The following is a 19,502-nucleotide window of genomic DNA, read 5'->3' on the forward strand; positions in this document are numbered from 1 at the left end:
ATTGATGCACCAGCGCGTTCGCCGCGGTGCTCACATCCTTGATGTCGAGCCCCTTGTTGCTGTTGACGTTGATGATCTTCCAATAACCATCCGACGTCGGGGAGATGTGGAACTTCTGCGCGTTGGTGCCGTTGCAGTCCCACTCCTGCACCTTCGCCCCATCCGCCGTGCTGGACGAGGAGATGTCGATGCACTTCTGGGTCATGGCGGAACGGATGACGTAGTCGCCCTCCGTGATGCTGGACACGATGACGGCGCTCTCCATCCTCGCCAGCTCCTCGGACGGCTCCGGCGCCTCGCCCGCACATCCACTCAATGCGCCCAGCACACCCAGCAGGGACAGGCCGCGGTACACGAACTCTCGGGTCACGATGATCTCCTTTGAAGGGCGGACCACGCTGCCCGATTCCCGGGATTTATCCAGGATCTTCAGTTTACTCCATTTTAATTGGAAGATAGGAATACCGGGTGCGCCGTCCTCCTGTGGTGGACTGCGTTCAAACCCAATGGAGCACCCCATGAATCCAGCCGGCGAGGCCGCGCTCCTCCAGCTCGAGCACGACATGTTCACCGCCATCCGCACGCGGGACCGCCAGGGGCTCGAGCAAGTCCTCGACGAGGGTTTCGAGCTGCGCGTCCCGGGCCAGCCCCCGGTGGAGCGCGCCGCGTTCATCGACGCCATCCTGTCCATCCCCGGCACCCTCGTGTCCGTCGAGTCCGATGACGTGCGGGCCCGCGTCTACGGAGACGTCGGAGTCCTGACCGGCCGGCAGCGCGCGCGCGTCCGGATGGAGGACGGAACCACCGTGGACGACGTGCAGGCCTTCACCGATATCGCCCTCGCACGCGATGGGCAGTGGCGGATGGTGCTCGCCCACAGCGTGCCCGTGTCCGAGTAACTCCCGCCTCGGAAGTCCGCCGAAGGTGTCAGACGACTCTTGAGCAGCTTCCGGGATTGAGGATGCCGAGAGGCTCGGGCGTCAGGGTACGTGGAGTTCCTGTGACGGGTCGAAGGCGGCCCAGCGCGACGCCAATGCGGCCAACAGCTCCACCATGCGCGGGTCGAACGTGTCGAGGTATGGCGCGAGCCGTGTGCCGGCGACCCCCTGGTGGAGCCGCGACAGGATGGCCCGACTCTCGGACTCCTCGACAAGGGCGGTGACCAGCTCGCGCTGGTACCGGGCAAGCGCCTCCCCGTCGAGCAGCTCCGGGGGTGGCGCGGTGACGGAGAAGCGCGCCGGGCTGACGGGCGTTGCGCTGGCCTCGGCCACCAGGTCGACCACGGCGCGGTAGTGGGCGCGCCACTCGGCTCGCACGTCCTCCGATTGAAGGGTCTCGCCGCGTCGCTCGACGATGACGAGCTCACACTGCGGGCACAGGCCGAGCGCCCGGCGCAGCAGGGACAGCACGGGGTGCAGGAGGGGCCCGTCGTGACTGTCGAGCCGGACCGGCCTGGAGTCCCCGGCACCGAGCGCGCGGGCCCAACTGCCACCCGAGATGTGGAGTTCCCGGACGCGCTCCAGCGGATAGCTCTCCAACAGGAGTTCCGGGGGCAGTCCGGTGTTGACCGCCTGGGTCCACACGTTGTGGACGTCGAGCACCAGGAAGCCGTCGGTGGGTGCCAGCACGGCGTCGAGAAACACGCCCTGCTCGACGGCATCGACGGGCGCGAGGGTATTGGCCAGCACCTCAAGGCCCACCGGGCCGCCGGTGGCGGCGCGGAGCCGCTCGACCCGGTCACGGCCGATGTCCACGGCGGCGCCGCAATACGGCAGGGGCAGCATGGTGCTGCGGGTAAACGGCCCCGCCGCGGTGAAGCCGAAGTGCTCGGAGACGTGGCGGTAGGGACGGCGGCGGCACTCGTGGGCGAGGCGCTTGAGCCACGCTTCCTGCCGTGGCTGCCAGGCGGCGGTCAGGACCGACAACCACACGCCGTGGCCGTACAGGGCCCCCTCCTCCGCATAGAGGTCGAGCATGCGCTCGGTCCAGGCGGGAGGGGTCCTGGCCGAGAATCCCCAGGAATCATCGATGTCCCACTCGAGCGCGGCGACCAGCCCCTCGGCGAAGAGTGGCCGTACCGCCTCGAGGAAGGCTTCGTCGGTCAGGAGATTCAGACCCACGCGAGGCGGCATGGCGGCTCCTCGTTCCGCTCAGCGGACTGTCTCGGTCACCCGGTTGACGCTGGACTCGGGCAGCGCCATCACCATGCCGCAGGCCGGGCAAGGGCCCCCGCCCTCCTTTTCCTGGGTTCTCGCCACATCGAGGATCGCGGTGGCCTTCTCACGGAGGTTCTGGCTCATGGCTGTCTTCCTGGTTGGGGAGTGGGGATACGCGCCGGATGGCCCGGCACCTCTTGCAAGATGGAGTGGCCCAGGAAGAGGCGCGAGCCCTGTCTGGATGACCCCTCTGGGGTCAGGCAGCGGGCTTCGAACATCCGGCTTCGGGGTGTCGGGAATGTCCGGACGAGACCGCTCACCAGTTCCAGCTAGCGAAAGTCGAGTCTGCCAGGTGAGGCGGTGCTCACCTAAAGTAATTGCCTAATTGGCATCACTTGCACGCTTGAAGGTAACGCTGTTTTTTACAGGCTCGAAACCACCTGCGTCATTGGATAGCATCACGATGAATTCATGAGTCCACGGCGCATACCAGGACCAATCCGTGCGTCCATCCCCGTTGTAGTCTCCCGTGGTGAAGAAGCGGCCCTCGGACCAGTCTCCCCAATTCGCGGTGTTGCTGGGCTCGGGACTGAAACTGTGCCCATCGGACAACATCACGGTGAAGTCATCGGTCCACGGCGCATACCAGGACCAATCCGTGCGGCCGTCCCCGTTGTAGTCTCCCGTGGTGAAGAAGCGGCCCCCCGACCAGTTGCCCCATTCCCAATCCATGGTGTCGGTGTATCTGGACACGAAGCCTCCCTGGCCATTGGACAGCATCACGATAAAGAGATCCTTCTGCGGCCAATACAAGGACCAATCCGTGCGGCCATCCCCGTTGTAATCTCCCGTGGAGAAGAAGCGGCCCTGGGACCACCTTTCCCAGTAGTCCGGGTTGTTGTTGTGCGCGGAGGTGAAGCCTCCTTGACCATTGGACAGCATCACGATGAAGTCATGAGTCCACGGCGCATACCAGGACCAATCCGTACGCCCATCCCCGTTGTAATCTCCCGTGCTGAAGAAGTGGCCCTCCGACCAGTTGCCCCACCCCGAGGTGTTGGTGTGTGCGGAGGTGAAGCTGCCCTGCCCGTCGGACAGCATCACGATGAAGTCATCGGTCCACGGCGCATACCAGGACCAATCCGTGCGGCCGTCCCCGTTGTAGTCTCCCGTGCTGAAGAAGCGACCCCCCGACCAATTGCCCCACCTCAAGGTGTTGGTGTGCGCGGAGGTGAAGCTGCCCTGCCCGTCGGACAGCATCACGATGAAGTCATCGGTCCACGGCGCATACCAGGACCAATCCGTGCGGCCGTCCCCGTTGTAGTCTCCCGTGCTGAAGAAGCGGCCCCCCGACCAGTTGCCCCACCCTGAGGTATTGGTCGTCGTGGTGGTGAAGCCACCCTGACCATTGGACGACATCACGACGAACTCATTACTTCGCGGTGAGTACCAGGACCAATCCGTACGTCCGTCACCGTTGTAGTCCCCAGCGTGGAAATGCTCAGCAGCAGTCTGGAAGTTCCGGGCAATGATGGCGTCAATCAGTCCCGCTCCGGGGAAGTCCATCATCAGCACACCTGTATGCTGGATGTTGACTCCGGACAGGTAGTTGAGCATGTCCGGGTTGACCTCGCGCGCAATGGTCGAAGGACACCCCGTACAGATAACGTAATCCCCGAAGTTTGAACCAGCAGCACTCAAGAAGTTGACATGCAACCTGCTGAAGCCGGCCGCATTGGTCCGTTCCAGATGATTCCGCACCCACTCCCACTTCACATCGGTATTGGTTTCTTCATACACATCCTGCAAATCGAGATCATGCCAATTGATTCCATGGGCGCCCCCACTGAAATTATCGAGAATGACAATCTTGCCGCGCACCTGTCCTAAAGCGGGAGTGTAGTTTCCACGCCAGATGAACTGGGTGTAGCTGGGATTGTCGCGATACTCCTCGAATGTCTCAGCAAAGGAGCGGCTGACATTTTCTGGAGTATGTTCCTCCTTGACTCTCATCAAAATTGTTTCAGTAGGGTGCCCTTGGAGAAAATGCACCGCGGTGATCAATACATCGTCGAAAGTCGCCTCGACATAATACTCGCCATGATGCATCATGAATTTGTTCCCGATGTGGCGGGCGCGAATATCGAGAACACGGATGCCAGCATCGAGCTGGGGGCGGAGTTCCAAGCTTTGGGTCACGACCCCTTTTTCGAAAATAAAATTTGGATACTCATTGGCCATGGTGTCATGCGTTCCAGGCAAGGAAAGAGCCGCGAGGCTGGTGGTATCCGGAATCCAGCGCATCCAGTCAGGGTAATGGGCGGAGATCCTCTCCGCGTTGTTGAACGCCTGTCCTTGAGCGACCGCGAAATGAACCGGGGTGAGGAGGGCGAGGATAAGCAGTACGGCGCGGGGTATACAGAGCAGGCGTTGCATTGACATGTGGAATCTTCACTACCACAAGGAAGGAATCGTCTACCCCTTACGACAAAGGGGAGCGTCGCTTAACAGGTGGCTGGACAGCCCAGCGCCCTGACATCCATTGTCTTGCTCCCAGGGGAGCAAGGGGTCAGTGCGCTACGTCACCGTCCAGGTGTGGAACGTGTCACCATTCACCGCAACCAGGTCGCCGGTCGGATACATGCCCGGAGGGACGCCACGCGACGCAGCAACTCTGGTTTGTTGAGGCGGTCACCCACTGCTCCAAGCCGTGCCCCCTCCAAGGTCGACATCGACGTGCAAAAGCGAGAACGCCAGGTGTGCATCCCGGCCGAGAGGGGTGAGTTATGTTGGAGCAGCGCATTCGCACGCAACAGGAGCGGTTGGGCGAGTTGCTGAGCGGGCGCCCGAAGGCCCGGGTGCATAGATGGTGTCATGTAGAAGGTGTCAAAGGATTCGTTCCGGCGCGCGCGCGTCCGGATGGAGGACGGAACCACCGTGGACGACGTGCAGGCCTTCACCGATATCGCCCTCGCACGCGATGGGCAGTGGCGGATGGTGCTCGCCCACAGCGTGCCTGTGTCCGAGTAACTCCCGCCTCGGAAGAGCGGGCTTCGAACATCCCCGCTCAAGGGTGTCGGGAATGTCCGGACGAGACCGCTCACCAGCTCCCGCTGGAGCCACCTCCCGAGGATCTGCCTCCACCGGAGGAGCCGGAGGACCTGGAGCTACTGGAGGACGAGCTCGGGCGGGTGAGCTTGGGAGTGCTGCGCGTGAACTCGTCGCGGTAGTCGCAGTGCTTGCAGGTGACCGTCACCCGCACCCGGCCCCCGTGATCATAAGTCGCCGACACGAGGGTGGTGCTCGACTCCGACTTCGTCTTGTAGTCGCACCGCGGGCAGGTCGAATAGGAGGTGAGCCAGGCCCCATAGCGCTTCACCTGGGCGTCCTGGCAGGACCCGCACCACCAGACGTCGTAGTCCACCGAGCCCAACCTCTCCTCGCGCCGCTGCCCCGCGTCGAGGTGGGCATCGTCCGAGCCCTCATCGAGGCGCTGGCGAGGCTGCCGGCAGCTCTCGCAGATGCGGGGGCGCCGACGCCACCAGCGGCGCAGGCCCGCGATCCCGATGGCGAGGGCGCCGGCACCACCCCCATAGAACCAGGGGCTCGGCTCACGCTCCCCCGTCCACTCCGTCTGGACCGGAGGGCTCACCTGGGAAGGCCTCGGGTCGTAGGAGTCCTGGGCGCGAGGTACGTCCTGCGCGGCGGCGGAGGTGCTTCCGGAGGGTGCGTTGAGGGGCGAGGATTCGAGCAGTGCGCTCAGGCCCCGTGCGCCCGCGAGCACGGCCGCGTCCGCGTTGCCGCGCTTGAAGGCGGGGACGATCTCCCCGGACATCAATGCGTCGCTCCGGCCCAGGTCCGAGGGGCCATCGACACCGTTGCCGAGGACGATCTCCGCCTTGCGATCCTTCAGGGCGATGAAGAGGAGCGCGCCATCATCGCGCCCGGCATGGCCGAGGCCCCACAGGTTGAAGAGCTCGGTGGCGTAGGAGCGGGGATTGCGCCCGCCAGTCGTGTTCACCACGACGACCGCGAGCTGGCCGAGGCCCTGGGAGTTGACCTCCGAGCCCCGCCGGTCCACTTCGGCGAGCGTCTTGGAGGACAGCGTCCTCGTGACGTCCACGGACCAGGAGCCCGGCCGGAGCCGGGGAATCGATCCCACCGGCTCACCCCAGGCGGGGAAGCCCAGGGCACAGAGGAGCACCGTGCAGCAGAGAAGCGCGCGCATGGGCCCCATCATACAGGCACTGCCGGAGGGACCCCAGACGGGGCCCGCGCAGGGCGCTCACCGGTTGAACCGCGGTCAACCGGCGAGCGCCTTGCTTTTCCGGAGGCTTACTGGCAGTTGCCCGCCGCGAAGCCAACGCCCGAGGAGGACTCGCTGGTGGCGCTCTCCTTCACCAGGCACTTGCTGGCCGGCACCGTCACCCGCGAGTCGTTGACCGCCAGCGACAGCTCACCCGACACCACCTGCAGGCCTCCGGGGAAGCCCGTCGACGTGTTGGCGGGCACCGGGCGCACGCTCGGAGCGCCACCGCCGCTCAGCCGCACATTGAAGCGCATCTTGTGGTCGAAGGGCTGCTCGCCGGCCGAATACTGGTACACCGGCTCCATGTCGGTGAACACGGAGAGGTCGAACTCAGGCTTCACGCTCAGGACCGCCAGCCCATCCGTGCCCTTCGCGATGTGCAGGTCGAAATGCCGGCCAGACAGCGCGTTGAGATCCGCGGTGACGAGCTTGTGGTCTCCCAGCGCCAGGTAGCTCTGCGCGTTGCCCAGGCCGAGGTGCGCGAGGGTGAGCGCCTCGTCTCCCTCCTGGGCCTCCATCGCGTACGACAGGCCGGACAGCGAGGCCACATACTGCTTGCCGGCGAGCTCGGCCTTGGGGCCGCTGTACGGAACGCGAACCTCGGTGGTGGCCAGGTTCAGGGCGACGCGGGCCCAGCTCGCCCCATTCTTCTGCGACACCTTCAGCTCGGACAGCGGCGAGACCTTCGCGGTGCTGAAGGCATACGCGCCTCCCGTCGTATCCCACTCGACGCTCAGCGCATCCAGGACGGACGTCTTGAATTCCACATCCCGCGGCCCGGTGCTCGTCAGGGCCAGCTCCACCCGGCCCACCATCACCCGAGGCAGCTCCGTCTCGGGGCTCAGGTACTTCACCGTGTCCTTGACGCCGCCCAGGTCGACAATCATCCCGACCCGTACGTCCGTGAAGGAGAGGGAGAAGGGCTCGGAGCGATTGGGGCCCAGGAGCAGCTCCAGGTCCAGGCCGTCATCCCCCTTGTTGGTAGCGCGGATGCGCAGCTCGTACTTGTCCACGTCGGCCACGCACTCGGGGGTCGCCACCGACGAGCCATCCGAGCACAGGTCCTCGCCCGTGATGCGGAACGTGGTGGAGCTGCCCTTGGTCTCCTCCACGTTGGCCTCGGTGAAGATGCGCTCACGCAGGTACTTCTCCACCAGCGCGGCCTGCGCCTGAGAGGTGGCCTCGTCCGGAGCGCTCAGCACCGGCAGCGGGGACTCCTCGGCCAGGCGGGTGATGGACATGCTCTGGAGGCCACCCCCCACGTTGCCGAAACCGCCGACATTGGAAGCCACATCGGTCAGCGTCTTGAGGGCCGAGAGGTTGCTCAGCGTCCGCATGCTGGCGCCAATGTTGCGGACCAGGTCGCCAGAGCGCTTGGCGGTCGCCTCGGCCACCTGCTCCGGCTCGGGAGCCGCCGGCTGGCATCCCACGGCGCCCAGCGCGAGTGCCACGGTCCCAGTCACCCAGAACTTCGTCTTCATTCAGTTGCCTCCTGATGCTCGGTTCGGTCGGGCATCCTGCAACACGGGGCAAGCCAGAATCCAACCCCAAACATTCTGCGGGTTTCATGCCATCCGCGCCGGGACCGTCATGCCAGCAATTTTTCGGCTCCACGAGAATAGGCAATCTGTATCTCCAGGCAGCCACGGCGTTCGAGCTCGCCCAGCGATAACCCCGAAGGAGACTGAGATGACCAAGACGCTCCAGAAGCTCACGCCGCACCTGTGGTACGCGAAGGAGGCCGAGCAGAGGAAACGCCTTTACAGCGGGAGGCGCTTCTGGAATCTGCCCCTCCATGTCAAACCTCGACCCGAATCTGCGCCGAGAGCACTTCGGCTGGTACAGTCCCCGGCTGGGCATGGACATGCCCATCGTCCGCTATGGCCACTGGGGCCCGGCGCTGCTGCTCTTCCCCACCGCTGGAGGTGACTTCCTCGAGGCCGAGCGCATGGGGCTCATCCAGAGCGTGGCGCACCACGTGTTCGCCGGCCGGGTGCAGATCTTCAGCATCAACAGCATCAATCCCTGGGCGTGGATGAACCCCGGCCTGCCCATCCACGAGCAGGCCCGCAACCAGGCGCTCTACTCGGACTACGTCGAGCAGGAGGTCGTCCCGCACATCCGCCGCTGCCTGGGCAACGACCACGCGCGCATCGGCGCGGCGGGTGCCAGCTTCGGAGCCTTCCACGCCGCCAATGCCTTCTTCCGGCGCCCGGACCTGTTCGAGCTGCTCCTCGGACTGGGCGGCTTCTACGACCTCCAGCCCGAGTTCCTCCACGGCTACTGGAGCGACGACGTCTACTTCAACAACCCCGTCTCCTACGTCCCGAACCTGCCCGAGGGCCCTGGGCTGGACCTCCTCCGCAACCACAGCCGGATCCACCTGGTGACGAGCCGCGGCGCGTGGGAGAACCCCGGGTACTCCGAGCACCTCAGCCACCTGCTGCACCAGCGCGGCATCGCCCACAACCTGGACATCTGGGGCCACGACATGCCCCACGACTGGTCCACCTGGTACCGGCAGCTCGACCACTACATGAGTGAGCGGCTCGGGTATTAGCGCCTCCGAACACTTCGCGCTGAAGCCGTGTCCCCACAGGCCCCGTGGTTGGAGAGGACCCCGGGGCCTGGGCGTGTTCCTGGACCTAGCAAGGCACCAGCTTGTCGAATCGACCCGGGTAGCTCCAGTTGTACTTGTAGCTGAAGCCAGGGCCGAAGCTCCTGCAAGCTTTGTCGGTGTCGTTGGCGATGACAACCTTCACCCGCTGCAAGCTCTTGCAGGTGTTGGTCACCGTGAGGCGATCCGTGTAACCCTTGTCATTGAGCTGGGTCCGCACGCAGTTCGGCACCGCGGCCGCAGCGGTGAGAGGACCGAAGCTCAAGCCGGCGATCATCAGAGAACCTGCGGCCGTAACGATGGCGGCCAGCCGGCTTTTGGGGACGGTTTTCATTTGCTAGTTCCTGTCTGGGGGAGAAGGCGCTGCGTACTTCAGGAGAAGGATGGGCAGGCACGGCGTTGTGACGACCGCTCATCAGCTTGGAGGCCCGAGCAGAACCTGACTCCTCGTCCAGTGGGCGGGCGCTCGGGCCCTCTCCTCCTCGGTTGTGTTTCCCGGGGACACCCTTTTGGAGCGCCGGAACGAGCCCTTTGACCGAACCCCCTCCCGCCACGCCACGGCGCTGGCGACGGTGGGTGGGCCCATGGTCCACTGGCCGTCGGGAAGGGAGATATCGTGGCACCAGGGAGAGGACAGGCGTCAGCCGCCGTCACGGACCCCGTCGCGGACGCCGAGGCGCTAGCGCCGATGCTGGAGGCCCTGTCGGCGCGAATGGAGCGCGAGCGCCGGCTGCTGCCCGAGGTGGTCGACGCGCTGCACGCTGCCGGCCTGTTCCGCCTGCTGTTGCCACGCTCGCTGAACGGCGCCGAGGCCGACCCGCTGACGCTCCTCCGGGTCATCGAGACGCTCGCCAGGGCCGACGCCAGCACGGCCTGGTGCCTCGGGCAGGCGGCCGGCTGTGCCATGTCGGCCGCCTGCCTCGAGCACGACGTGGCCTGGGAAGTCTTCGGCCGGGACCCGCGAGCCGTGCTGGCCTGGGGACCCGGCACCCAGTCCCGGGCGGTCGCCGACGGCGACGGCTATCGCGTCACCGGCACCTGGAGCTTCACCAGCGGCGGCCGGCACGCGACCTGGCTGGGCGCGCATTGCCCGCTCTTCGAGGCCGACGGCGTGACGCCGCGCCTGCACCCCGATGGACGGCAGCAGGTGCGCACCCTGCTGGTGCCGGCGTCCGCCGTCACCTGGACCGACATCTGGAATGTCACCGGGCTGCGGGGCACCGCGAGCGATGCCTTCTCCCTCTCCGAGCACTTCGTGCGCCACGACCACTCGCTCACCCGCGACGACCCGCGGGAGTGCCGCGAGGCGGGGCCGCTGTACCGCCTGTCCTCGCTCTGCATCTACGAGATTGCCTTTGCCGGCGTGGCGCTGGGCATTGCGCGCGGAGCGCTGGACGCCTTCGTGGATGTCGCGCGCAACAAGGTGCCGCGGGGCATGAAGGGCCCGCTCCGCGACAACGCGGTGGTGCAAGCCGGGACGGCGCAGGCCGAGGTCGGACTTCAATCGGCCCGTGTCTATCTGTTGCACGTCATCGACACACTCTGGAGCGGTGTGCGGGCGCCTGGCGGCGGCCTCACGCTCGAGCACCGCATGGCCCTGCGGCTGGCCTCGACGCACGCCATCCACCGGGCGCGCGAAGCCGTCGACTTCGCCTATCACTCCGCCGGCACGTCGGCGATCTTCGAGACCCATCCGCTGGAGCGCCGGTTTCGCGACATCCACACGGTGACGCAGCAGCTTCAAGGCCGCATGGCGCACTTCGAGACCGTGGGCGCCTGGATGCTGGGCGGAGATCCGGACTTGTCGTTCGTGTAGCGCCCCAACGGGCCCGGAGTGGGCACGGTCAGGAAGCGCGGTGCAGGGCCGCTGCACCGCCCCACGTCTCCTGCCGGAAACGACTGCACGCTCAGGGGATGACGATCGGTACGTGCATGCTCTTGCCGTCGTAGGCCGTGGCGCCGCAGCGCGCGTGGGCCCAGTCGCCATTCACCGCCGAGCAGATCTGGATCGTCTTGATGTTGGAGATGGCCAGGTTGATGCCCGGGGTGTCGCAGCGCCCGCTGTAGGTCCAGGAGAGGCTACGGTTGACGGAGGTGACGCCGATGCAGGGGGCAATCCAGGCGCCCGTGTCGCGCCGCTGCACGTCGATGGAGTACTGGGCACCCGTCTCCTCCTCGCTCCAGCTCAGGTCCACGAAGGGGGTGGTGCCACCGGGCAGCTCCAGGAAGACATCATCCGAGACGCCGTCGTACGCCTTCTCGACGAAGGGCCCCCAGGTGCCGCTGTTCGAATAGAAGATGCGGAAGGCGGCGATGTCGCCCTTGTTCACCATGCGGCTGCCCGCGCTGGTGCACACGCCGGTGAAGACGACCTTGTTCGCGGCGCCAAGCTTGCCGACGTCGAGGCACGGGCCCACCACGGACCCATCGCGCAGCACGAGGTCCAGCGAGTAGTTGTAGCCACTCAGCCGGGTCCAGCGGGCAGTGACCTGGTTGAGCGAGTGCATGGAGCCATCGGGCTTGAAGGCGATGCGCTGCTTGTAGGTGCTGCGCGAGGTGAAGGTGCCCGCGGGCTCGAAAGCGCCGGCATGGAAGATGTTGAAGAACTCGCCGCGGCGGTCCACCACCACGTTGTGGCCATGGGTCTGGATGAGCGCCCCGGCGGCGTCGCGCATCGGCTGGGAGAGCGGCCGCACGGCACGCGCCCGGGTGAGCGCGGGCAGGGAGTCCGCCATGATGTATTTCATGGCGTACTGACTGTTGTACCAGCCGGTGCTGAAGAGCAGGTAGTAGATGCCGTTGCGCTTGAGGAGCTCGGGGGCCTCGTTGATGCCCTCGTCCTGGGCGGGGAGCGTGTAGAGCGCCGGGCCCGTGTGGTTGTAGACCGTGGCCGGAGCCGCGGTGTTGAACGAGGAGATGTTGTTGCCCCGGTCGAACCAGACATAGAAAAGCCAGCGTCCCGACGTGTCATTGAACGTGGCCGCGTCGATGCGGATGTTCCGGTTGCAGCCCTGCGCCGTGCAGGCCGAGCCGATGGTGGTGCGCGGATAGGTGGTGCTCGGGTTGATCGGCTGGGGCGCGCCGAAGAAGAGGTTCAGATCGGGTGCCGAGGCCACGAAGGTCGTCACCTCCTGGCCGGAAGCCGGGCAGGCCCCGCCGTTGAGCACCCGCTGGGCCGAGAAGTAGAGGGTATAGACGCCGTTGTACTTGCCGAGATCCGGCGCCCAGATCATGCAGTAGTCGTAGGTCGGATCGGCGGCCGAGGGGTCGTAACCGCGCTTGAAGCGGAAGCTCGAGAGGTCATTGCTCTCGTAGATGGGCACGGTGCGTGCGTCACCGGTGCCGGTGAGGAAGAACAGATCATCGTGCTCCTTGTAGACGTCGGGATCGGCCAGCCACGGGACGAGCAGCGAGCGCGCGTAGAAGTTGGAGCCGCGCGTGGCGCACGAGGCGCCCCCGAAGCCCTCGTCGCAGACGCAGACCGCGGTGCCAGCGTTGTCCTTGCACACGCCGTGTCCGCTACAGGTGACTCCGTCGCAGACACCGAGCCCCTGCGCAACGGTGGATGATGCGCCGTGGAGCTCGGGCTCCACGGGGTGCTCGTCGGGAGGGAAGAGCTCGCCGCCGCATGCGGCCAGTGTGCCCGCGAGCGCTCCGAGGAGGGAGAAGAGAAGCCGTCTGTGCATGGTGCCTCCGACATCAAAAGGGGGCTGAACGGCGCCCCTCCTGCTGGGACGCGCCCCTGAGGGAGGAGGGTCTGTCACGCCGGAGATCCCAAGAAAATAAATATAAGTTCGTTTTCCGGGAATTATCGCCGCTGGCTGAGTCGCGTTGCTCAGCGCTCCCGCCAGAAAGAGGCATGTGCCCTCGCGAATGCCTCGAAGGAGCGCGGCGCGTGACCGGTCACGCGCGAGACGGTCTGGGTCACGCGCGCCTCGGTGCCTTGCCGTATCGCCTCGCCGAGCTGGACGAGGAGCCGCGCATAGCGCTCCGGAATTCCCGCGCCCATCATGTGGCGCTGGGCCTCGTCTGGGGCCGCGTGCACATGCCGCATGGGGCGTCCGGCCACCTGGGAGAGCACGGCCACGATGTCGTCGTACCGCAGCGCCTGGGGACCCGTGATGACGTGCGCGGTGTCATGGGAGGACGCATCGGCGAGCGCCCGGACGGCGACCTCCGCGATGTCCTGGGGATCGACGAACCCGACGCGTCCCTCGCCCGTCGCCGTCACGAGCAGCCCGTCACGTTGGAGGCTGGCCCCGTGGTGGTGCCGAGCATCCACGAAGTTCCGCATGAACCACGACGGCTGGAGCACGGCCCACTCGGGCGCGCGTTCGCGGAGGGCCCGGTGCACCGTCCCCAGCCCCGGGGAGCCTTCTGGCACGGCGGAGGAGCTCAGCAGGACGACACGCCGGACTCCGCGCTCCAGCGCGCGCTCGATGAAGGGCAGCATGAGGACCGAGGGGTCATCGACCAGCGACGGGGCGACCAGGTACATCCGGTCCACGCCCGACAGGGCCTCTTCATGGCTGGACGCATCGGCCCAATCGAAGCGCACGTGCTCGGCGGTGCTGTCCGGCGAGGGGCCACCTCGCGCCGCGGTCCGGACGAGGAGGCCGAGCTCCGTGAGGCGTGTGACGATGTGGCGGCCCGTGTTGCCCGTCGCCCCGGTGACGAGGACTCGGGTGGCGTCCCTTCTTCGCGGAGGCATCATGACGCACTCACCGCCTGCCGCAGGTTGCTCGCTCCCCCGAAGGCCTCGAGCCCCGGGAGGGGGTTCCAGTACTCGCGGTAGAGGGAGATCTTCCCGTTCCGCGCCTGCACCTTCATGACGTAGTCCTGCTCGTACTGACGGCCCGTGACGGCGATGGTCGCCGAGCCGTGGGCCTCCGCGATCGCGACCTCCGGGTCGGTCGTCAGGTAGCGCTGGACCTTCGTGAAGACGAGCCCGCGGAAGTGCTTCGGCGTCTCCACGAAGTACCGGCGGATGGCCTCCCGGCCCTCCAGGCGTTCGGGCAGGCCGGCGGCAGGCGCATAGGGGAACTCGACGACGGCGTCCTCGGCGAAGAGCTCGAGCCAGCGCTCGATGTCCGTACCGATGAGCTTCAGATGAGCGTCCAACAGACTGCCGGCATCGCGAGGGTGTGAGGTCATGGGGACTCCTGTTTGAGTTGGACGAAGAGTGCCCCTGGAGCTATGGACTCTCAATGCCAGTGAGTCCAAATCTATTGCCCGAGCGTCCAGAACCGCTGGAAGGACGCACCGACGTCGTCTCGGACGTGCTGGAGACGATGCGGTTCACCACCCTCCTCTTCGGCCGCTTCGAGCTGGGAGCGCCCTGGGCGCTGCGCCTGCCGAAGAAGGCGAATGCGACCTTCTACGTGCTGGCGCGAGGCACCATGCGCCTCCGGGTCGACGGTGTGGAGCAACCCCTCCTCGTGTCGGCGGGAGATGTGGTGCTGGTGCCCCAGGGCTCGGCCCACGTGCTCGACGATGGAGCCCGGCCAGCCCCCGCGCCTCGGGACTTCATCCCCCCGGAGAAGCTGCGCGGCTCCCTGTCAGCGTCGCCGCGGCTCGGCGGGGAGGGTCCCGTCAGCACGCTCATCACGGGCTGCTTCCAGTTCAGCGCGGGCGTCCACAGCCCCTTGCTCTCCTCGTTCCCTCCGGCCATCCATCTCCCGGCGCACCCGACAGGAGCCTCCTCCTGGCTCACCTCGACGGTGCAGCTCATCGCCGCCGAGAGCGCGGCCCCAGGGCCCGGCAGTGCCATCGTCCTTGGACGGCTCGCGGATGTCCTGCTCGTCCAGGCGCTCCGCATGCGAGCGGCGACGGCCAGTGCCAAAGGAGCGGGCTTGCAGGCCCTGGCGGATCCCACCATCGGCGCCGCGCTCGGGCTGATGCATGGACGGCTGGGCGAGCCCTGGACAGTGGAGCGCCTGGCGACCGCGGTGGGGCAGTCCCGCTCGGGGTTCGCGGCCCGGTTCCACGCGCTCGTGGGAGAGCCCCCGCTCCAATACCTCGCCCGGTGGAGGATGGCGAAGGCGGCACAGTGGTTGCGCGAGACGCACGACAGCCTTCCCCAGATCGCGGAGCGGGTGGGCTACGTCAGCGCCGTGGCGTTCAACAAGGCCTTCAAGCGGTGGCATGGCATCGGGCCAGGAGGGTACCGGCGCGCCCAGGCACGCTGACGCCCCAGGGCCCCGTGGGGAAGGCGTCCAGAGAAGAACCTGGTGGTCTATTTCTCTTTTTTTGGGATGGCGGGGAATTCGCGGCCTCTTCTAGAGGAGGCCACGGCACTGGCCCGAAAGGCATGACGATGCGCAACACGACGAAGATGACCCTGACGGCGCTGGCTTCCCTGGCGCTCCTCCCCCTGGCCTCGACCGCGCACACGGTCAAGTCCCCCTTCCCCGGCACCATCACCGCCACCACGTACTACCCGAGCGGCGGCTACCACGGCGCGATCGACGTCTCCAGCGGCCGCTGCAACTACTGGGGTGCCGAGACCGCCGTGGTGGGCTCGGTCTTCTGGGACGTGACCATCAACACCACCGGCGTCGTCTGCAACGGCAACGGCTACGAGAACGCGAACTACGCGGTGCACACCTGGGCGGACGGCTGGAAGTTCCACCAGAAGCACTTCATCAAGACCGCCGACTCGTATGACCGCACGTGCGACCGCTGCCAGGTCGGCAACGAGGGCGGCACCGGCCAGGCCACCGGCCCCCACGCCCACCTCATGCAGGAGAAGGCCGGCACCAAGGACACCTCCTGGTACTCCGGCTACACCACCCAGGGTGAGGCCGTGGACCGCACCGAGACCCTCGGCGTCCTCGACTGAGACGCCGCACCGCTGAACCCGAGGCCCCTCCCGAGGACGTGCTCCTCCCGAGGGGCCTTTTCCGTTATTTCCGCTATAGCCGGGTCTTTCACATTCGCGTCGAATTCCTAGAAAATCTCTGTTTTAATTTTTTCTTGGGATGACGCTAAAGTCTCGGACTCAAAGGAAATGGAACCCCGCACCTGGTCCCAACGCCCATGACTCCAGATTCCTCCCCTCCCCCCTCCTCTTCTCCGTCGGGCTCCTCGAGCCGGCGCCAGCCGCTGCTCGTGGCCGGGGTCGGCCTCGTCGCCCTGCTCGCCGGCGTGGCGCTGATCGGCCGCGGCGGGGCCGAGGAGACCGCGTCCGAGGCGAGCCTGGCCGCCGCGAACCAGCAGCCGAAGCAGGGCTCCTCCTCCCAGGGAGGCCTCCCCGGCCCGGCCGGGCCCACGGTACCGGGCCAGCAGGCCAAGGCTCCGCGGTTCGACGCCACGATCTGCTGGCGGGACCTGGAGCGCTTCAACGAGGGGGTGACGATCCAGAACTTCCGCGAGTGGGCCGCGCCCCTGCTCGGCTCGCGGGATGGGCTCGTCCGGGACTTCCTCAAGGAGCGCCTCGCGGAGGTCATCGGGAACAACCCCGCCCATGCGCTCGAGGTGCTGGAGTGGTCCCGTGACGCCCAGGGCAAGTCCTTCGGTGTGTACCTGATGGCCGTGAGGGACTCCGAGGCCGTCCACCAGCCCCAGGTGGCCGCGCGGCTCATGGACATGGGCCTGGATGACAGTCTCCCGGCGGAGCGGCGCGCGGGCCTCCTCTCGGCCCTGGACACGCAGAAGCGGCTCGCGCCAGCGGCGCTCGACAAGCTCACGACCTTCGCCAACGACCCTGTCTCCGGCGAGGCGGGCTGGGCCGCTGCCCGCACCATCGCCCGGGTCATGAAGCGCGAGTTCAAGCAGAACGCGAACATCGCCCCCTACATGGACAAGCTGCTCACCATTGGCGCCCAGTCGCCCGACGAGCAGATCCGCTACCTGGGGCAGATGATGCCCATGCACGCCGCGCCCCTCCTCGATGCGGCGGAGACCGAGCGGTTCGCGCAGATCCTCGTCGGCGAGGGCAACGAGGACGGCCGGGATGCGGCGGCGCACAACCTCTCCCTGTCCGTGGACAAGGCGAAGGTGCTGGATCTGTTCATGAAGACTTTCGAGACCGAGCAGTCCGTGTGCGTGAAGTGGGCCCTCTTCCGCTTCTCCGCGCGCACCGCCGGCAAGCGCGCCCTGCCCGTCATGGCGAACATGGCCGCCCTGGACCCGCGCTTCCAGCCCATCTACCAGGAGTTCGAGCAGATCTACGCGAGCGGCACCCTGGACTTCGTGCGGCTGTTCAACAGCCTGCCCAACCAGGATCCCTTCAACTGCCTGGATCGCCACGAATGAGCCCGGGAACGCCCATGACACGCACCTCTTCCTTCCGCACCCGCACCCTCCTGCTGGCGCTCACGCTCTGCCCGCTGCTGCCCACCGCGGCCGCCGCACAGGTGGCCGCCCCGGGCCCCGCCCTCCAGGGCGAGCGCTGCTCGGTCGAGGGCTTGATGGACTCCATCCGCCGCGGGCTCCAGTCGAATTCCGAGGCCTACAAGAAGTACCTGCGCACGCTGCTGCGCGAGTCCGCCGTCACCCTGCCCGACAGCGAGCTGCGGGCCGCGCTCGAGCGTGAGACGGATCCGGTCATGGCCGAGCACCTGGCGGCCGCCATGGTGGCTCGGACCGAGCGCGGGGCGGACCCCGAGGCGATCAAGGCCGTGGCGAAGCGGGCCGTGGAGGAGCGCGACCCGACCGTCCGCGCCGCCACCGTCCGCTCGATGCGGCGCACCAGCGCCCTGGAGAACACGGGCGACATGTACGAGCGCCTGGTGAGGGATCCCTCGCCCGAGGTGCGCCAGGAGGCCGCGACGAACATCGTCGAGGACATCAAGCACGTCTACGCGGGCTTCCACGGCCCGGCCTCGGACGCCGCGGTGTCGGCCGCGGCCGCCTCCACGGATCCGAAGGTGACGGCGAAAATCCTCGGCAGCATGGACACCCAGAAGATCAGCGCCGAGTCGGCGGGCAGGATTCAGTCGCTGCTGCGCAGCGAGGATGCCGAGGTCCGCAAGTCGGCGGCCCTCGCGTTGGGCGGGGTGCCCGCGGAGCAGATGGCCAGCGCCCGGCAGTCCGTGCTCGCCATGTACCGCGACGAGACGGATGTCGGAGTCCGCAAGGCCCTCCTACAGAGCATCGCCCAGCTGGGCTTCCTGGGCGCGGTGCCCGAGCTCCAGCGGCTGCGGAGCATCGACCCCCGCCTGGTGCCCGAGATCGACACGTGGATTCGAGTTCTCAGCTTGGACCTTCAGGAGTGGAACCTGATCCTGAGGGAGAAGCAGCGGTTGCAGCAGGTTCCCTAGACGTCCCCCCCACCCCACGAGGGCCGTGAACCGGCTCGAGAGGAAGAACGATGCGTAAGATGATGAAGCTGGCCCTGGCGGCCCTGGCGGCCCTGGCGATTGTCCCCGCGGCCGTGAGCGCGCACACCGTGAAGGCGCCGTACACCGCCACGGTGACCACCACCACGTACTATTCGAGCGGCTCCTTCCACGGCGCGATCGACGTCTCCAGCGGCAGCTGCGACTACTGGGGCGTGGAGACGGGCGTGGTGGGCTCGGTCTACTGGAACGTGACCATCCGGACCACCGCCCACTACTGCAACACGGGCAACGGCAGCGGCAACCAGAACGAGGCGGCGCACACCTGGGAGGACGGCTGGGTCTTCAAGATCTGGCACTTCAACAAGACGGCCGCCTCGGTCGACAAGACCTGCGACCGCTGCCAGGTGGGCGACGAGGGCTCCACAGGCAACTCCACGGGCGCCCACACCCACATGCAGCAGACCAAGAGCGGCACCTACGACACCTCCTGGTACTCCGGCTACACCAGCAAGGGTGAGGCCGTGGACCGCACCGAGACCCTCGGCGTCCTGGACTGATTCGAGCGGGTCGCGTTGAACCCGACACCGGCCAGGAAAGCGGGCCGCTCTCCGCTTTCCTGGAGGTGTTGGAACGCGTGGCGGTTCCCCACCGGGCTCATCGAAGAAACGCGGTCCATGACCGGATCGAACGGGCACGCGTTGGCCATGGCTGGCCCCCCGAAAGGTGGAACTCCCGGCGGAGGTAATCCGCCAGATCGCAGCCGTAGTGGACGATGTCCGTCTGGTGGACCGAGAACACCGGGTTTCCAGCCAGGAGCGGCTCGTCGGGCATCATTCGATGACTGAAGATGGGGATTAGCTTCGGGGCCGCGGCAACCCACGCGTTCGCCACCCGAATCGAGTCGCCGAGCGACGGTGGCTTGGGCCCCCACTCTTTCAGCCAGAATCCCCTGTACTGGATGTCGAACACGAGGCCCTGTCGTGGCTGGTCCAACCAGTCACGCAGTGCGGATTCCTCGCCGGATCGCCAGTCGGGGAACTTCTGGCCCCGAGGCAGCACCGTCTGGAGAAAAGCCCGGAGGTCTGGGGGAAAGCGGAACCCGAAACGGGCTTCGACAGCGGCAACCTCCGCATCCG

Annotated in this window: 20 protein-coding genes; 9 read left to right on the forward strand and 11 right to left on the reverse strand. The window is 66.8% G+C overall.

The annotated features are described in order from the left end of the window. Positions 1–370 (reverse strand): RICIN domain-containing protein (locus VF697_RS30770; RefSeq protein WP_331100512.1); only part of this gene is annotated, 370 nt, incomplete at its 3' end. A gap of 148 nt (positions 371–518) precedes the next feature. Here VF697_RS30770 and VF697_RS30775 point away from each other — a divergent pair. Continuing rightward, positions 519–899: a nuclear transport factor 2 family protein gene (locus VF697_RS30775; RefSeq protein ID WP_331100514.1), complete on the forward strand. Its 381-nt coding sequence runs from the start codon at positions 519–521 to the stop codon at positions 897–899. 81 nt (positions 900–980) lie between these two features. Here VF697_RS30775 and VF697_RS30780 read toward each other — a convergent pair whose 3' ends face one another. The 3 genes from VF697_RS30780 to VF697_RS30790 all read right to left on the reverse strand — a co-directional run bounded on the left by VF697_RS30780 (position 981) and on the right by VF697_RS30790 (position 4,592). Beyond that, positions 981–2,132, reverse strand: a complete 1,152-nt coding sequence (locus VF697_RS30780) for a DUF692 family multinuclear iron-containing protein (protein WP_331100516.1) — start codon at positions 2,130–2,132, stop codon at positions 981–983. An 18-nt stretch (positions 2,133–2,150) separates the two neighbouring features. Continuing rightward, a complete protein-coding gene (locus tag VF697_RS30785) occupies positions 2,151–2,300 on the reverse strand; it encodes a hypothetical protein (RefSeq protein WP_331100518.1) in 150 nt (49 codons plus the stop codon). A gap of 237 nt (positions 2,301–2,537) precedes the next feature. Beyond that, on the reverse strand, positions 2,538–4,592 hold the full coding sequence (locus VF697_RS30790) for a phosphatidylinositol-specific phospholipase C domain-containing protein (protein WP_331100520.1): 2,055 nt from the start codon (positions 4,590–4,592) through the stop codon (positions 2,538–2,540). 447 nt (positions 4,593–5,039) lie between these two features. Between VF697_RS30790 and VF697_RS30795 the strand changes: the two genes are divergently transcribed. After that, complete coding sequence (locus tag VF697_RS30795; RefSeq protein WP_331100522.1) at positions 5,040–5,186, forward strand: hypothetical protein; 147 nt, start codon at positions 5,040–5,042, stop codon at positions 5,184–5,186. A gap of 70 nt (positions 5,187–5,256) precedes the next feature. On the opposite strand, the gene VF697_RS30800 is transcribed toward VF697_RS30795, so the two are convergent. Both VF697_RS30800 and VF697_RS30805 read right to left on the reverse strand, forming a co-directional pair. Continuing rightward, a complete protein-coding gene (locus tag VF697_RS30800) occupies positions 5,257–6,384 on the reverse strand; it encodes a TPM domain-containing protein (protein ID WP_331100524.1) in 1,128 nt (375 codons plus the stop codon). A gap of 107 nt (positions 6,385–6,491) precedes the next feature. After that, the gene (locus tag VF697_RS30805) at positions 6,492–7,946 is read right to left on the reverse strand and encodes a hypothetical protein (protein WP_331100526.1); all 1,455 of its coding nucleotides are present in this window, start codon (positions 7,944–7,946) and stop codon (positions 6,492–6,494) included. A 314-nt stretch (positions 7,947–8,260) separates the two neighbouring features. Here VF697_RS30805 and VF697_RS30810 point away from each other — a divergent pair, with 314 nt between their 5' ends. Then, positions 8,261–9,025 (forward strand): hypothetical protein, encoded by a 765-nt coding sequence (locus VF697_RS30810; protein WP_331100528.1) that lies wholly within the window; start codon positions 8,261–8,263, stop codon positions 9,023–9,025. 85 nt (positions 9,026–9,110) lie between these two features. On the opposite strand, the gene VF697_RS30815 is transcribed toward VF697_RS30810, so the two are convergent. Then, positions 9,111–9,347 (reverse strand): hypothetical protein, encoded by a 237-nt coding sequence (locus VF697_RS30815; RefSeq protein WP_331100530.1) that lies wholly within the window; start codon positions 9,345–9,347, stop codon positions 9,111–9,113. Between the two features lie 351 nt (positions 9,348–9,698). On the opposite strand from VF697_RS30815, the gene VF697_RS30820 reads away from it, so the two are divergent. Next, positions 9,699–10,898 carry an acyl-CoA dehydrogenase family protein gene (locus VF697_RS30820; protein ID WP_331100532.1) on the forward strand — a complete coding sequence of 400 codons (1,200 nt, stop codon included), beginning with the start codon at positions 9,699–9,701 and terminating at the stop codon, positions 10,896–10,898. A 91-nt stretch (positions 10,899–10,989) separates the two neighbouring features. On the opposite strand, the gene VF697_RS30825 is transcribed toward VF697_RS30820, so the two are convergent. From VF697_RS30825 to VF697_RS30835, 3 genes are all read right to left on the reverse strand, one after another. After that, entirely contained in the window at positions 10,990–12,768 is a 1,779-nt protein-coding gene (locus tag VF697_RS30825; RefSeq protein ID WP_331100534.1) for a family 43 glycosylhydrolase, read from the reverse strand. A 149-nt stretch (positions 12,769–12,917) separates the two neighbouring features. Continuing rightward, positions 12,918–13,796 carry an NAD(P)H-binding protein gene (locus VF697_RS30830; protein ID WP_331100536.1) on the reverse strand — a complete coding sequence of 293 codons (879 nt, stop codon included), beginning with the start codon at positions 13,794–13,796 and terminating at the stop codon, positions 12,918–12,920. Continuing rightward, a complete protein-coding gene (locus tag VF697_RS30835; RefSeq protein WP_331100538.1) occupies positions 13,793–14,236 on the reverse strand; it encodes a nuclear transport factor 2 family protein in 444 nt (147 codons plus the stop codon). The genes VF697_RS30830 and VF697_RS30835 overlap by 4 nt, the downstream gene beginning before the upstream one ends. 53 nt (positions 14,237–14,289) lie before the next feature. On the opposite strand from VF697_RS30835, the gene VF697_RS30840 reads away from it, so the two are divergent. The 5 genes from VF697_RS30840 to VF697_RS30860 all read left to right on the forward strand — a co-directional run bounded on the left by VF697_RS30840 (position 14,290) and on the right by VF697_RS30860 (position 18,923). After that, positions 14,290–15,270, forward strand: coding sequence for an AraC family transcriptional regulator (locus VF697_RS30840; RefSeq protein WP_331100539.1), 981 nt, complete (start codon positions 14,290–14,292; stop codon positions 15,268–15,270). Between the two features lie 128 nt (positions 15,271–15,398). After that, positions 15,399–15,923, forward strand: coding sequence for a hypothetical protein (locus VF697_RS30845; protein ID WP_331100549.1), 525 nt, complete (start codon positions 15,399–15,401; stop codon positions 15,921–15,923). Between the two features lie 197 nt (positions 15,924–16,120). Beyond that, on the forward strand, positions 16,121–17,338 hold the full coding sequence (locus tag VF697_RS30850) for a hypothetical protein (RefSeq protein WP_331100541.1): 1,218 nt from the start codon (positions 16,121–16,123) through the stop codon (positions 17,336–17,338). Positions 17,339–17,352: 14 nt separating this feature from the next. After that, positions 17,353–18,345: a HEAT repeat domain-containing protein gene (locus VF697_RS30855; protein ID WP_331100543.1), complete on the forward strand. Its 993-nt coding sequence runs from the start codon at positions 17,353–17,355 to the stop codon at positions 18,343–18,345. A 50-nt stretch (positions 18,346–18,395) separates the two neighbouring features. After that, positions 18,396–18,923: a hypothetical protein gene (locus VF697_RS30860; RefSeq protein WP_331100545.1), complete on the forward strand. Its 528-nt coding sequence runs from the start codon at positions 18,396–18,398 to the stop codon at positions 18,921–18,923. A 97-nt stretch (positions 18,924–19,020) separates the two neighbouring features. On the opposite strand, the gene VF697_RS30865 is transcribed toward VF697_RS30860, so the two are convergent. Continuing rightward, positions 19,021–19,502: SMI1/KNR4 family protein (locus tag VF697_RS30865; protein ID WP_331100547.1), on the reverse strand; the 482-nt coding region annotated here is incomplete at its 5' end.

The sequence above is a fragment of the Archangium sp. genome, from assembly GCF_036388035.1.
Classification (GTDB): Bacteria; Myxococcota; Myxococcia; order Myxococcales; family Myxococcaceae; genus Archangium.